Raw genomic sequence first — 14,029 nt, 5'->3', positions numbered from 1 at the left:
CCGCCCCCTGGGCTGGCGATTGGTCAACGTCAGCACGGCAATCAAAGGATTTGCGGATTAGGTTGACATAAACTGCATGGAAAACCTGTAGGTCGCCATCCCGCGGTCTGGCCATCGCGCGGCTCATCGCGGAGATTACGGAACGGCAATTCTGTCCCGCATTTCTGCCATTGATGCATAAGTAACAAAGCTTTGAATAGAGCTCATTTTACTCCCCATTCACCGCGACAAAGGCACCGAATCGAGGGCCGCAGGCCTGCCGTGCCAGCGACGGACCGGCCCGAAGGGCCGTCGCTTTGGTTGGCGTATAAGCGCCGAATATTCAGCAAGCAGACATGGCTGGGATAAAGCGCGCTGATCAGGGTGAAGCTGCGCCGTCCTCCTGTCCGTCGCTGGCACGGCCACCCACGCAGCCCGTCATCCCCGACTTGATCGGGGATCTCTTGGCCAAGAGGTCCTCGGGTTAAACCTGGGGATAACGTGCCGCTCTTTACGCCGACAAATGAATGTTAAACTTCGCCCGGATTTCCGCATCCAGCACCGGATCAAACCGCGCCGCAGACCGTTCGCCAAGAATGGCCTCTTTGCGCGCGACAGCCTTTTCGATCAGATCCGGCTTGCCATTCTCGGCCCATTCCTTGGGGGAGGTGCGGTCGCCAAAGATGGGATAGACGTGGTCGCGCTGCATCCGGCCCAGCGTTTGATCGGTGCCAAGGTAATGCCCCGGGCCACCCATGCAGACCTCCTTGATCTGATCGAGCGCGAGGGTCTCATCATCCACCTCGATTCCGCGAACACAGCGCAGGGCCTGTCCGATGATGTCATCGGCCAGGATTAGGCTTTCGTGGCAGAACCCCAGCAGTGAGGCATGCATTCCGGCTGCCTCATAGACCATGTTGAGCCCCGACAGCCCCGCCATGACGTTGGAGCACATTTGCTCCCACCCGGCCTGCATGTCGGGCATCTTGCTGTCCGAGGCGCCCGCAGCCGCACCGCCGGGCACGCCGTAGAACTGATGCATCTGCGCGCAGCCTGCTGTGAGCAGCGCCTGTTCGCCCGACCCGATGGACATCGCGCCGGTGCGCAGGTCAAGGCCAAACGGCCAGGTGCCAAAGATCGCCGGATGACCTGCTTTGACGGCATTCACGTAAACCAGCCCGGCCAGACACTCGGCTGTCGCCTGCACGATGGCCCCGGCCACGGTCGAGGGCGCAGTGGCCCCCGCCATGCCGGCTGAGAGCAAGAGCACCGGCATGCCACCCTTGATGCATTCCTCCATCACCTGACAGGATTCCGTGGCGAATTTCATCGGGGGCACGACGAAGCAGTTGGAGTTGCTCATGAAGGGGCGCTCGCGGAACTTATCTTCGCCGCCTGCAATCATGTAGAGCATCTCAAGGGCGGGGGGCACGTGATGCGGCTCAGTAAAGGACGTGCCGATATGCTTGGTCGTCCCGCAAGAGGCGGCATAGACCGTGTTGAGGTCCATCTCCATATTGTCGGTGATGTCGCGGGCCACCATCGGGCGCTGGCAGAAATGTACATTGTCGAGCACGTCCACGATGCGCGCGGCGTCGTGCAAATCTTGAAGCAAGCTCTCGCGATATTCATTGCCGGTCACATCGACCATATGCACTGCTGCCCCCGCCGTGCCGTAATGCACCCGCGTGCCGCTGAGTTCCATGTCGTTCTGACCATCGCGACTGCATAGTGTGACAGACCGGTTCGCCTTGGCCAGCATGTCCTCAACGAGGGCACGGGGAAAACGAATGCGGCCATCCTCGCCTTGAATGGCACCGGCCTCAGTAAGGTAAGCCACGCCACTCTCCGGCGCATCGGCCAGCCCGATCTGTTCAAGCGCATCCAGCGCGGTGTCGTGAATGCGCTGGATTTGCGCGTCAGTCAGCGGTTTATACGTCCCGCCTTCAAGGCCTGCGCGAATGGGCCGCAAATCTTCGGTGAGCGGGGCCGCACGGCTGGCGCGGCGCGCAGCACGTCCACCAGAGCGGCGAGGGGTTTGTTCATTCATCTAAGGGGTCCTTAGTGCAAGGGAGTGGGAAAGGGTGTGATCAGATCAAACCCAACTCGGACGCCCCCGCGCCGCGCGTCCGCGCTCGGCCCCGATCGTGCGGATCACCAAGGCAATTTTACAGCGTGGCATCATCGCCAGCTCCTCCCTTTGACCGCATACCATGCGCCCTTTCCAAGGTCAGGCTAGCCTGAAAACGACTTTTGTCGCAAATGGGACATTCGTGCGGGATTTTTTGCATGCTTTTCGCGGTCGGCATTTTGGTTCAAAAAAACCCTAGTCAGGCCAACAATCTGTTTGGTGGCTGTGAAAGTCCGAATTGTTAGCGATATCACCTTGTTTTATGGCCAAACCGCGATCCCGATGCGCGATATTTGCTTGTGAGACTGCTCTGGGTTTGCGAGTGTGTAGATGTGGGTGTCGCTGACCACTTGGGGACTTTTCGCAAAGATGTCGGGGGCAATCACGTTCAAGAGTGATGCGCATGGGGCGTATTGTTACTTTTAGTATGGGGATCTCAACGTGAGTTTTCTTAAAACACTTGCTGTCGCAGGGGGCATGCTCGTCGGAGCGGTGTCAATGGCGGCAGCTTCTACCGTTTCCATTCTGGCCGAAGGTCAGGGGGACCAAGAAACGGATCGAGCGTGATTGATTTCACAATCGACTTCGGCACTGTCACGAGCGGCAGTGCAACTGCGCAATGTGGATCGGGTATTGCTTGCCTCACGCAAGTGGTCATCGATCTGACTGCGGGCGCGGGTGAGTCCAACGCGGCGGGAGACAACAACTCTTTTGGATTTGTTGGCCTGACGCCAGAAGGCGCATCAGCCGAGTCGAACTTCTCGTTCTCTTTCTCTGATGGACCAGATGCGAATGACAGCGACAATTCGCTGTTCAATCTGCTGACGATCACCGCATTCAACAATGTGTTTGATCCTGGCAACCGGCTGACCTTTTCAGCCGAAATTTCGGGTCTGGGCAACAACAACGGCGACAACTTCAATGATCGCGGTGCAATCGCAACAGCATTCCTGAGCGATGGCCGCTCCGGCTCCAGTGGCTTTGTCACAGTTGTCGACGGCTTCAGCTCAGTTGCTGAAATTGCTCCCGTTCCGCTTCCGGCGTCAGCTCTGCTGCTGCTTGGCGGTCTCGGCGGCATCGGTGCTTTGCGCCTTCGCAAGAAGAAAAGCTGATCTGTTGTATCAAGAAATGAAAAAGGGCAGCTGTGGCTGCCCTTTTTTTGGTTTCGGATATGATCCGATTTAGTCTTAAAACGCCGCCAGTATCGCCACTGGCACGCCAACCATGCCGCCGACGATGATGGCGATGGATGTTGTCAAACCTTTGAACATGTTCTTTCTCCCGCTTGCATGCATTGGACAAGTATGCCGCCATGGTTATAGGGGCAGGCGACAGGCTGTCGCAGGTTTGAAAAAACTGGCCTATGCCGCCTGAGCCAGCCCTTGTGCCATGTCGATAAGATGCGTGATGGCCTCTTCCAGCCGTTCATCAGCCACCGTCAGGGCCACGCGCACATGGCCGGCGGCAGCTTCGCCAAAACTTTCGCCCGGCATAACCGCCACATGATGCTGATCGAGTAATTGCAGGGCGAAATCCTCGCCCGAAAGCCCTGTGGCGCGGATATCCAGCATCACGTACATCGCGCCCTGCGCCGGAACGGCCCGCACAACGTTTTGCCCCGCAACCTGCGCCAGCACGAGATCCCGCCGGCGTCGAAACGGCTCGGCGATCTGCGCTTCAAAAGCTTCGCCCTGATCCAGCGCGAAATAGGCCGCTTCCTGTACGAACCCGGCCACACCATAGGTGGTGTGCGTCGCCAGATTGCCGATATGGAAAATCGCCTCTTCCGGCCCGATGATCCAGCCGATGCGGCTCCCGGTCATGGCATGGCTTTTTGACAGCGATCCAATCACCAGCGTGCGTTCCGCCATGCCGGGCAGGGTGCGCGCGCTGATATGCTCGCCCTCCCACAGCTGCGTGTCATAAACCTCATCCGAGATGAGCCAAAGGTCATGATCCTGGCACACCCCGGCAATCCCCTCCATGGTTTCAAGGCTATAGACAGCTCCGGTGGGATTGTTGGGGGAATTGATCAAAAGGCTCTTGGCCCCGTCCGCCACAGCGGCAATGTCCGCCGGATCAGGCTGAAAATCCTGCTCTGCCCGCGCTTGTACCGCCAACGGGCGCGCGCCCACGCCCCGGATCGTGCCGGGGTAGGTGGCGTAATAGGGGTCAATGAAAAGGGCGGTATACCCTTCATCACAGGCCGCATGATGCGCCGCGAAAAGCCCGGCCTGACCACCCGGTACGATCAACACGTTTTCCGGCTTGGTCTGCACCCCGGTGCGCGCCGCGACACGACCTGCCACCCGTTCGCGCAGATTGGTGTTGCCGGTGAACATCGAATAGCCCACATGCCCCGCCTTGGCCGCGCCATACATCGCGTCGAGGATTGAGATATCCGTGCCAACGTCATGCTCGCCAATGGTCAGCATGGCAATATCCACGCCCTGCGCCTGCATATCCTTGGCCCGGTAGTAGACGTCCCAGCCGTCAGAGCCGCCCCCGGTCAGCCCGGTGATCCGTTTCGAAAGCGCCATGATGCACCTCCCATGCCAAGCGATTTGCGGGCGACTTGGCCTGCGCGCTTGGAGGATGTCAAGCCATGCTCAGCTTTGTGCCGCATCAGGCATATCCCCCATCAGATATCTTGGACCGGCCCCTCGCCGTGCCGCCCGGTCGCGCGGATTGTAAAGCGCACAGGTCTTAAGCGACAAACACCCGCAGCCGATGCAACCATCCAGCCGGGCGCGAAGGCTCTGCATCCTGGCAATACGATCATCCAGCGTGGCCCCAAAGCGCTGCGAGATGCGTGCCCAGTCGCGTTTGGTTGGCGCGCGATCCTGCGGCAGATCACAGAGTGCCTCGCGAATCTCGGCAATGGAAAAGCCAAGCCCTTGGGAAATCATCACAAAACTCAAGCGCCGCAAATCGCCACGCGTGTACCGGCGATGCCCAGCGGCAGTGCGATCCGGAAAGACGAGCCCCTCGTCTTCGTAGAATCGAATGGCCGAGGGCGGCAGGCCGGTGCGCTCCGAGACATACCCGATTGTCAAACCACGAGGGATCAAACGACTGTTTTGCATTGTGATTTTCTCTCTTGATCTCAAGTTAACTTGAGGTTGTAGGCTGAAAATCAAACAGACTCAAAGACAAAGGATTCTCTCTATGCCTCTTGAACATATCAACATCACCGTCCCCGACCCCAAGGCCAGTGCCGCAACCTTGTGTGAACTCTTTGATTGGCACATCCGCTGGCAGGGCGAGGCCAAGAACAACGGTTTCACCGTGCATGTCGGCGATGACGAGAGCTATCTGGCTCTCTATGCGCCCAGTTACACACTCAATCCCGAGGCTGAACGCTACCACCATGTGGCCGGCCTCAATCATGTGGGTGTGGTGGTGCAGGACATTGATGTGGTGGAGGATCGGGTGATCGCAGCGGGATACAGCCGGACAGACCGCGAAGACTATGAGCCGGGTCTGCGGTTCTACTTCGAAGGGCCGGACGGGATCGAATTTGAAGTGGTGCAGTATGACTGAACTCCATCAACACGATCTGGTCTACCGGCAAACATCAAGCCATGCTCTTTTGAGCGGTATGCCAAAAGGCGCAAAACCGTAATAGGGCAGCCTTGACGCGCAGTCTGGATCGTAAGACGGTGGTCGACATCTACTGTGTGCATTTGGATGCGTTATGTCTTATATTCGAAGACTTTTTCTGTCAGTTTTGCTCACATTGGCCACCGGAGTAATCTCTGCTCAGGCCGAGACGCCGCCGCCTTTGCCCCCTGCCATGAAACATCTTGCGAACGATGCAACGATGAAAGCGCTTTGGCGACATGAAGCGACAACCGTTAACACAGCCGATATGGCCGATGCCGCCATGCGCATTTTGTTTGCACTATCCTATCACGTGGCGGGATGCCACGGGCCTGATGCAGTGGTCATCCCGATTTCCATTACCTCGACGACAACGACCAAAGACGGGTTTGGCACTATCAAATCTCAAGAAACTGACACGTTCGAAAAGGTGCTTAAAGTCCGCCCGGAATTTGCACAACTGGCCCGAAAAACGGTGCGTTATTATTCAGACAATGTGAATAATCGCCGATTTGTGGCCGTGCGCGACTTGATCTCGCAAGACCGCTGCGATGGTCCGCGCCTGCGGCATCTTGAAGAAGGTCTCGCAAAGGCCGCAGGGGTCAGTCTTCCTGCAGTGGCGACCGTGGATACGAACCTTGGCGCTGATTGGCGTGGTTTTGTCATGGACTGCATGAGTGCGACTGTCCCGGATATCATTAACAATGAGCTCAACGGCGCCCGAATTTGCAATGTCGCAGAGGCTGCGCTTGTTGAGCTTGGCAACTCCGACATCTACGCTGTTTTCCGACAAAAGGGCCTTGCGGCCGGGAAAGAGTTGAGCCAGGCGGATCTGGACCGTTTCAATGCCAAGTTCGATTTGCTCTATAAGGATCGCGATAACCCGGTGCACGCCCGCGGTGAGACATTTGTGTCGGAGGCAGGCTTGTTCTGATGCGCGCGCGCAGCGAGGCTTGCCACACCGCGCCTGGCAGCATATAACCGCGCCATGACGACGAACTGCATCATTATCTGCTGCATTACCGACTGAGATATCTCAGGCGGGCCGTCCTCTATTCCATCCTTATGTTTTAGTTGCTAAGCCCGCCGCGGGACCACGCGCGCGAGGACGCTATGGAAGTGAAAAAAACGGAGATAAAACTCCACAATACGGCGAGCCGGAAGAAAGAGGTGTTCACACCTTTCGATCCCAAGGATGTGCGCATGTATGTCTGCGGCCCGACCGTCTATGACCGCGCCCATCTGGGCAACGCGCGTCCCGTGGTGGTTTTTGACGTGCTCAACCGGCTCTTGCGGCATGTTTACGGGGACAAAAACGTCACCTATGTGCGCAACTTCACGGATGTGGATGACAAGATTAACGCGCGTGCGGCCGAGAGCGGACGTGCGATTGGTGACATCACGGCGGAGACCACTCAGTGGTTTTTGGATGATATGGCCGCCCTTGGCGCGCTGGAGCCTGATCACATGCCGCGCGCGACGCAATACATCCCGCAGATGGTGGCGATGATCGAAAAGCTCATCGCCGATGGCCATGCCTATGCTGCCGAAGGCCATGTGCTCTTCCGCGTGCGCTCTTATGAAGCCTATGGCAAGCTCTCGGGCCGCTCTGTCGATGACATGATCGCCGGTGCCCGGGTCGAGGTCGCGCCGTTCAAAGAAGACCCGATGGATTTTGTCCTCTGGAAGCCATCCTCGGATGATCTGCCCGGATGGGACGGGCCGGTTGTGGGAGGCAAAAAAATGGGTAGGGGTCGTCCCGGCTGGCATATCGAATGCTCGGCCATGGCGCATGCGCTGTTGGGGAAGAGCTTCGACATCCACGGCGGCGGCAACGACCTGATGTTCCCGCATCATGAGAACGAAATCGCCCAAAGTTGCTGCGCCCACCCCGAGGGGCAGTTTGCACGCTACTGGATGCACAACGAGATGCTGCAGGTCGAGGGCAAGAAAATGTCCAAGAGCTTGGGCAATTTCTTTACCGTGCGGGATTTGCTGGATCAGGGAATACCGGGCGAGGTGATCCGTTTCGTGTTTCTCAGCACGCATTACCGCAAGCCGATGGATTGGACGGCGGAAAAGGCGCGGGAAGCGGAGGCAACACTTCGTAAGTGGCGTGCATTCGCAAGTGGAATTGTGCCAATGGGTGGGCCTGATGCGTCTGTTGTTAGGCACCTAATGGACGACCTAAACACACACGGTGCCATCACCGAGTTGCATCGTCTTTACAAAGAAAGTGATGCTCATGTGTTCCGTCAGTCGGCAGAACTTCTGGGATTGCTAAATGAAGATTTGGACACTTGGAATTGGCGTGGCGCCGAAGCCTATCCAGACACTGGCCAAGTCGAAGTGTTAGGGTTTCCACCTTCTGTTATGGCAATTAGTTTCACTGAGTTGGCGGAGAAGCTGAAGAAACTACGTGTACAAGCCATCCAGACGAAAGATTTCTCTGATGTTGATCAGCTCAAATCTGCCCTAATCTCAGCTGGCTTGGAGGTCCGCATGAGTAAAGACAGCGTTGAACTCGTTCCAGGTCCAAACTTCGATCCCGCAAAGCTGGAGGCCCTCAAATGACCCTCCAGAATTTCTGTTCTGCCCGGGTCTGCCCCGGGCCGCGCCCGACCCTCTCGTCGCACCGAAGGTGCGCCAAAGATGGTCGGCACGCCTTTGGCGTGACGGGAGCGCGCATGGGGTACGGTGCGCGCCGAAGCGGTCTTCGAAGTAGCGACGCCGCCTCGCTGCGATCATACGCCGCAAACGCCCACCCAGGGTCGGGCGCGTCCCTTCGCACTTTCCGTCCCGGGCTTGACCTGGGACCTTGTGACCAAAGCAGGAGAGACCCCGGATCAAGTCCGGGGCGTGACGTCTCCAGCCTCACATCATTTTTGGCCTTTAACCCATTGTTAACGCAAATTTTTCGCACGCGAAATAAATCGCTTGGCACTCAATCCCACCCCACCGCAGTCCCGGACCTGATCCGGGACCTCTCCATCCCTCGTGCACAGACCGAATGCCGCCTCGGAGGCCCCCAATGACCAAAACCCGCCTCTCTCTCTACGACACCACCTTGCGTGACGGACAACAAACGCAGGGCGTGCAATTCTCGACCGAGGAAAAGCATGCCATCGCGCAGACGCTGGACCAGCTGGGTGTGGATTACATCGAAGGCGGCTGGCCCGGGGCGAACCCCACCGACAGCGCTTTTTTCGATGCCGCGCCCAAGACGCGCGCCACCATGACCGCCTTTGGCATGACCAAGCGCGCCGGGCGCAGTGCCGAGAATGACGATGTGCTGGCCGCGGTGATGAACGCCAACACGCCTGCTGTTTGTCTTGTGGGCAAGACCAATACCTTTCACGTCACCGAGGCACTGGGCATCACGCCCGACGAGAACCTCGAGAACATTCGGGCCTCGGTGGCCCATATCGTGGCCAAGGGGCGCGAAGCACTCTTTGATGCGGAGCATTTCTTTGACGGCTACGCGATCGACCCCGGCTATGCCACCGCCTGTCTGGACGCCGCGCGTGAGGCCGGCGCGCGCTGGCTGGTGCTGTGTGATACCAATGGCGGGACACTGCCGGCGCGCATTGCTGAAGTGGTGGATGCCCTTATAGCCGGCACTGCCGGCACAAAAGCCTTTCCCGGCACGCAGCTTGGCATCCACACCCATAACGACACTGAACAGGCCGTGGCCGGATCGCTGGCGGCTGTCGATGCTGGGGCCTGCCAGATCCAGGGCACGCTCAACGGCCTTGGCGAACGCTGCGGCAATGCCAACCTGATCGCCCTCATCCCGACGCTTCTGCTCAAGGAGCCCTATGCCAGCCGCTTTGAGACCGGTGTGGCCGAAGATGCGCTGGAAGGCCTCACCCGGGCCTCTCGTCAGCTAGACGAAGTCCTCAACCGCGTGCCGCAAAAGCAAGCCGCCTATGTGGGGGCGTCGGCCTTTGCTCATAAGGCTGGGCTGCATGCCAGTGCCATTGTCAAAAACCCGGCCACTTATGAGCATATCGACCCCGCCCGGGTGGGCAATTCACGCATCATCCCGATGTCTAATCAGGCAGGCCAGTCAAACCTGCGCCGTCGCCTGACCGAGGCGGGTGTCGAGGTGGAAAAGGATAACCCCGCCCTGTTGCGCATCCTTCAGGTGGTTAAGGATCGTGAGGATCGGGGGTACACCTATGACATGGCACAAGCCTCGTTTGAATTGCTGGCACGTGATGAACTGGGTTTGCTTAGCCAGTTCTTTGAGGTGGAACGCTACCGCGTAATTTCCGAACGCCGCCGCAACGCGCGCGGGCAGGTCGTGGTGGAATCCGAGGCCGTGGTGACCGTACAGCTTCAGGACGGCTCAAAACGCACTGGCTACTACAAGAATGAACACGCCACCGATCTGCATGATGACGGCCCGGTCAATGCCCTCTGGCAGGCGCTGCGCGCCGATCTGGGACCGCTGCAAGCGGCGATAGACGGCATTCGTCTCACCGACTTCAAGGTGCGCATCACCAATGGCGGCACCGAGGCGGTGACACGTGTGATCATAGATTTCGAGGATGAGACCGGGCGCACATGGTCCACCGTGGGTGTGAGCCCGAACATCGTCGACGCCTCCTTTGAGGCGCTTCTGGATGCCATCAACTGGCGTTTGCAACGCAATGGAGGCAGTGCATGAGCATACCCGAAGCGTTCCTGATGCTGCACCGGGAGATGACGCGGCAGGGGCCGGGCACGCCGGAGGATGTACGCTGGGCGCTCAGCCAGATTGAACTGCCGGAACATCCGCGCGTGCTGGATGCCGCTTGTGGTCCAGGGGCGGATCTTGTGACACTCGCCGAGGCGCTGCCTTTGGCGCAGATCGAAGGCATTGACCAGTTGCCGCATCTGGTGGACGAGGCCCGCGACGCGACGGATAGGTTTTCCAATGTCACCGTCTCCGAAGGGGACATGTCGCAGATCACAGGGTTTTACGACCTCATCTGGTGCGCTGGGGCGCTTTACTTCCTGGGGGTGACCGAAGGCCTGCGCCTGTGGCGCAACGCCCTTGCCCCGGGTGGCACGGTGGCCTTCTCCGAACCTGCGTTAGAGGCGGACGCCTCCGACGACGCCCGTGCCTTTTGGGCCGATTACCCGCAGGTGACGGACGTGCAGGGCGTCTGCGCCCGGGTCGAAGAGGCGGGGTATGAGGTGCAGGGCACGCGCCTGATCAAAGGGCTGGCCTGGGCGGGGTACTACGCGGAGCTTTCAGCGCGCATCAACGGGTTGCGGACCGAGGACAATGCGCCGCTCAATGAGGTGCTTGACGCCGCTGAACGCGAGATTGCGCTCTGGCGCGCGGCCCCTGATCAGGTCGCCTATGTGCTGGTTCTGGCGCGCCCCCGCTTGATGGCGGTGTGATGTTTGATGCCGATCTCACGGCATGTGCCGGGATCGTGGAACGCGGCGACCCGGACCGCTTTGCCGCCACGATGGCAGCACCCGTTGCCGCGCGGCTCAAACTCTTTCCGATCTATGCTTTCAACGTCGAGGTCGCCCGCGCGCCCTGGGTCACACAGGAGAGCATGATTGCCGAGATGCGCCTGCAATGGTGGCGCGATGTGCTGGAGGAGATTGCCAAGGGTGGCCCGGTGCGCCGCCATGAGGTGGCCACGCCTTTGGCAGGGGTTCTGTCACCGGATATGGCGCAGCGGCTTGATGCAGCGGTTGAGGCGCGTCGCTGGGACATTTACCGCGACCCGTTTGAGGATAGGGCGGCCTTTCGGGAGCATCTGGAAAAAACATCCGGCCTCCTGCTTCTGGCCGCGGCCAAGGCGCTGGGCCAGGTCGAGGAGGCCCCGGTTCTCAAGGCTGGCTACGCACTGGGTGTGGCCAACTGGCTCCGCGCCGTACCCGCGCTGGAACGGGCAGGGCGCGTGCCGCTGGTCGATGGTCGGGGTGAGGCCGTGCGCACGCTCGCAGAGGAGGGTCTGACGGCTTTGAGAGAGGCGCGCAAGCTGGGTGTGCCCAAGCCCGTGCGTCCGGCGATGCTGGCCGTGTGGCAGGTGGAGGGGCTATTGCGGCAGGTGGTGCGGGAGCCAAGCGTGGTGGTTGAAGATCGCATGGCGCTTTCGCCGTTTCGACGGCGGTTCGGATTGATGGTGAAGGCGGTGACGGGGCGGTGGTAGGTTGGGCACTCTTGCCCACCAATTCGTGACGATGGTTTTTGGTGGGCAGACTGCCCACCCTACTTGCTCTCAATGTGAGGTACCTTGATGAATTTGGAGAAGTACAAATTACATCCATCTCTGGTCGTGCCAATTGACAAAAACACGATCCCGAGAGATGGCTTAAAAGTCTCTTTTGTTACAGGTGCTGCAGGAGGCGAAACCTGTACTGTTTCTAAACTGAATTCTCTGTGGACGTTCTTTTGTTTGGCGGCGAATGTTTCAAAGGATATGCTGGTTGCGATTGAATACGCACAGGCAAATTTATCATTATTGGTTTACAAAGAAGAGGGAGACTTTTGGGCATTTTCGGATCCAGGAGACAATACTCTAAGGCTGATCGGAGAATATTCTGATCTGGGCAGTCAATACGTGTCAGTTTATGAGCCCAGATGGAACTACGCTTATTTTTTGCCTAAGGATGCGCGTCTTTCTTTTTGTCAATTGATAAAGGCTATTAACTCTGTGTTAGATGCACAAAGTTTCGGAAAAACAAAAGTTTGCGAGCAAACTTCTGAAGAGATCATGGCTTTGTATTTAGAGATGGAAAGGCATGGTAGGTTTGATTGAAGTGTTGTTCTCAAACTTGGACCGCGATTGTGCCAATCGCCAATTCTGTCCTATTGTTAGTTTCCTTTTAAGGTCCATGCGAAGCTTGTTCTCAATGCTTGTAGTAGTGATTGTATTAGCAACTACTTCTTCCCCGGCGTTGTCTTTACCTTTCACCGCAGCAGGCAAGACTTGCAAAGATCTTGAGTTGGCGATGCCGGAGTTTTTTCCGAATTCTCGCGAAGCGAATTTATTGAACCGCCCCGGTTTTGCCGGAGACTGTTGAGTTCGTATTTCAAGCTGCGATTTTGTTTGATTTCAAGGCTTGTTCGTATTTCTCCTCCGCTTCGATTGGTGTGATGTAGCCGAGAGGTTCGAGCAAGCGTTCCCTATTGAACCAATCGACCCATTGCAGGGTTTCCCATTCGACCTGATCTTTGGACTTCCATGGCCCCAGCCTGTTGATGACTTCCGTTTTGAACAGGCCGATGATTGTCTCAGCCAGTGCATTGTCATAGCTGTCGCCGACGCTGCCGACGGATGGTTCCAATCCTGCATCGACCAAACGCTCTGTGTACTTGATCGATACATATTGCGATCCGCGATCTGAATGATGGATCAGTTTCTCAGCAGGTCTGCGCGCATGGATCGCCTGTTCGAGCGCATCCAAGACAAACTGCGTGTCCTGTGTTGTCGATGCTTTCCAGCCGACGATCCGGTTGGCGAAGGTATCAATGACAAAGCCCACGTAGACGAAGCCCCGCCAGGTGGACACAAACGTGAAGTCGGACACCCAAAGCTCGTTTGGCATCGCAGCCCGGAACTGGCGATTAACCTTGTCCAGTGGGCATTGATCGGCAGGCTGACCATAGGTGGTTTTGACCTTCTTGCCCCGCCGAACGCCTTGAATACCAAGCTGGCGCATCAAGCGTTCAACCGTGCAGCGGGCGATATCGATCCTCTCGCGCTTCATTGCATGCCACAGTTTACGTGCGCCGTAGACTGATCTGTTCTTCTCCCAAACGTCTTTCATCTCTTTGCGCAGATACGCATCCCGCTTGGCGCGATCCGATGCACGGTCAGGTTCGCGTTCAACGGCCAGATGCTCGTAGAAAGTCGACGGGGCAATCTGCAGAACACGGCACATCGGCTCGACCCCATGCACGCTTCGGTGCTCCTTGATGAAGGCAATCATTTGCGGAATGGGCGGTCGAGCTCCGCCTGTGCAAAATAAGCAGATGCCTTTTTGAGGATCTCATTGGCCTGACGCAGTTGCCGGTTCTCGCGTTCAAGTTCCTTGATGCGTTCCCTCTCAACCGTCGTCAGACCATCACGCTTACCCGTGTCTGTCTCATGTTGTTTGACCCAGATGCGCAGGCTGTCCCTGCTGCATCCAACCTTCTGAGAAATCGACAAGATTGCTGCCGATCTGCTCGCATATTCTGCCTCGTGATCCAAAACCATCCGCACCGCTCGGGCGCGCAGTTCCTCTGGATAACGTGTTCCGTTCTTCGTCTTTCCCATAACCCAGTATCCTTACTTCTGGGTCTCCGGCAAACAAGGGGCG

General features: G+C 58.0%; 13 protein-coding genes and 1 other annotated feature. Of the genes, 9 read left to right on the top strand and 4 right to left on the bottom strand.

Features of this window, described 5'->3' with window-relative positions; translation table 11 throughout:
* Positions 1 to 490: 490 nt before the first annotated feature.
* Complete coding sequence (locus tag RZS32_RS00065; RefSeq protein ID WP_317055002.1) at positions 491 to 2,029, bottom strand: trimethylamine methyltransferase family protein; 1,539 nt, start codon at positions 2,027 to 2,029, stop codon at positions 491 to 493.
* 522 nt (positions 2,030 to 2,551) lie between these two features.
* Here RZS32_RS00065 and RZS32_RS00060 point away from each other — a divergent pair.
* Entirely contained in the window at positions 2,552 to 2,677 is a 126-nt protein-coding gene (locus RZS32_RS00060) for a hypothetical protein (protein WP_339106750.1), read from the top strand.
* On the top strand, positions 2,674 to 3,222 hold the full coding sequence (locus tag RZS32_RS00055) for a VPLPA-CTERM sorting domain-containing protein (protein WP_317055001.1): 549 nt from the start codon (positions 2,674 to 2,676) through the stop codon (positions 3,220 to 3,222). Before RZS32_RS00060 ends, RZS32_RS00055 begins: the two co-directional genes overlap by 4 nt.
* A gap of 249 nt (positions 3,223 to 3,471) precedes the next feature.
* Here RZS32_RS00055 and RZS32_RS00050 read toward each other — a convergent pair whose 3' ends face one another.
* The gene (locus tag RZS32_RS00050) at positions 3,472 to 4,650 is read right to left on the bottom strand and encodes a pyridoxal phosphate-dependent aminotransferase (protein ID WP_317055000.1); all 1,179 of its coding nucleotides are present in this window, start codon (positions 4,648 to 4,650) and stop codon (positions 3,472 to 3,474) included.
* Positions 4,651 to 4,719: 69 nt separating this feature from the next.
* Complete coding sequence (gene soxR, locus RZS32_RS00045; RefSeq protein ID WP_317054999.1) at positions 4,720 to 5,196, bottom strand: redox-sensitive transcriptional activator SoxR; 477 nt, start codon at positions 5,194 to 5,196, stop codon at positions 4,720 to 4,722.
* An 82-nt stretch (positions 5,197 to 5,278) separates the two neighbouring features.
* On the opposite strand from soxR, the gene RZS32_RS00040 reads away from it, so the two are divergent.
* The 7 genes from RZS32_RS00040 (at position 5,279) to RZS32_RS00010 (ending at position 12,483) form a co-directional block, all read left to right on the top strand.
* Positions 5,279 to 5,653 carry a VOC family protein gene (locus RZS32_RS00040; protein WP_317054998.1) on the top strand — a complete coding sequence of 125 codons (375 nt, stop codon included), beginning with the start codon at positions 5,279 to 5,281 and terminating at the stop codon, positions 5,651 to 5,653.
* A 154-nt stretch (positions 5,654 to 5,807) separates the two neighbouring features.
* A complete protein-coding gene (locus tag RZS32_RS00035) occupies positions 5,808 to 6,647 on the top strand; it encodes a hypothetical protein (protein ID WP_339106749.1) in 840 nt (279 codons plus the stop codon).
* 179 nt (positions 6,648 to 6,826) lie between these two features.
* Positions 6,827 to 8,287: a cysteine--tRNA ligase gene (cysS, locus tag RZS32_RS00030; RefSeq protein ID WP_317054996.1), complete on the top strand. Its 1,461-nt coding sequence runs from the start codon at positions 6,827 to 6,829 to the stop codon at positions 8,285 to 8,287.
* A 457-nt stretch (positions 8,288 to 8,744) separates the two neighbouring features.
* Positions 8,745 to 10,385 carry a citramalate synthase gene (gene cimA, locus RZS32_RS00025; protein ID WP_317054995.1) on the top strand — a complete coding sequence of 547 codons (1,641 nt, stop codon included), beginning with the start codon at positions 8,745 to 8,747 and terminating at the stop codon, positions 10,383 to 10,385.
* The gene (locus tag RZS32_RS00020) at positions 10,382 to 11,107 is read left to right on the top strand and encodes a class I SAM-dependent methyltransferase (RefSeq protein WP_317054994.1); all 726 of its coding nucleotides are present in this window, start codon (positions 10,382 to 10,384) and stop codon (positions 11,105 to 11,107) included. The genes cimA and RZS32_RS00020 overlap by 4 nt, the downstream gene beginning before the upstream one ends.
* Positions 11,107 to 11,874 carry a squalene/phytoene synthase family protein gene (locus RZS32_RS00015; protein ID WP_422395927.1) on the top strand — a complete coding sequence of 256 codons (768 nt, stop codon included), beginning with the start codon at positions 11,107 to 11,109 and terminating at the stop codon, positions 11,872 to 11,874. Before RZS32_RS00020 ends, RZS32_RS00015 begins: the two co-directional genes overlap by 1 nt.
* Before the next feature lie 87 nt (positions 11,875 to 11,961).
* The gene (locus RZS32_RS00010; RefSeq protein WP_317054993.1) at positions 11,962 to 12,483 is read left to right on the top strand and encodes a hypothetical protein; all 522 of its coding nucleotides are present in this window, start codon (positions 11,962 to 11,964) and stop codon (positions 12,481 to 12,483) included.
* Positions 12,484 to 12,757: 274 nt separating this feature from the next.
* Here RZS32_RS00010 and RZS32_RS00005 read toward each other — a convergent pair.
* Positions 12,758 to 13,986 (bottom strand): IS3 family transposase gene (locus RZS32_RS00005; protein WP_422395913.1). Its coding sequence is split into 2 segments (ribosomal slippage): positions 12,758 to 13,692 and positions 13,692 to 13,986, totalling 1,230 coding nucleotides; the frame shifts between segments, so codons are not numbered across the junction.
* Positions 13,583 to 13,699 (bottom strand) — a sequence feature (AL1L pseudoknot). (Overlaps the previous gene by 117 nt.)
* Positions 13,987 to 14,029: the final 43 nt, after the last annotated feature.

Source organism: Roseovarius sp. W115, assembly GCF_032842945.2.
GTDB classification, from domain to species: domain Bacteria; phylum Pseudomonadota; class Alphaproteobacteria; order Rhodobacterales; family Rhodobacteraceae; genus Roseovarius; species Roseovarius rhodophyticola.
This window is presented reverse-complemented; position numbering and strand designations above follow the sequence as displayed.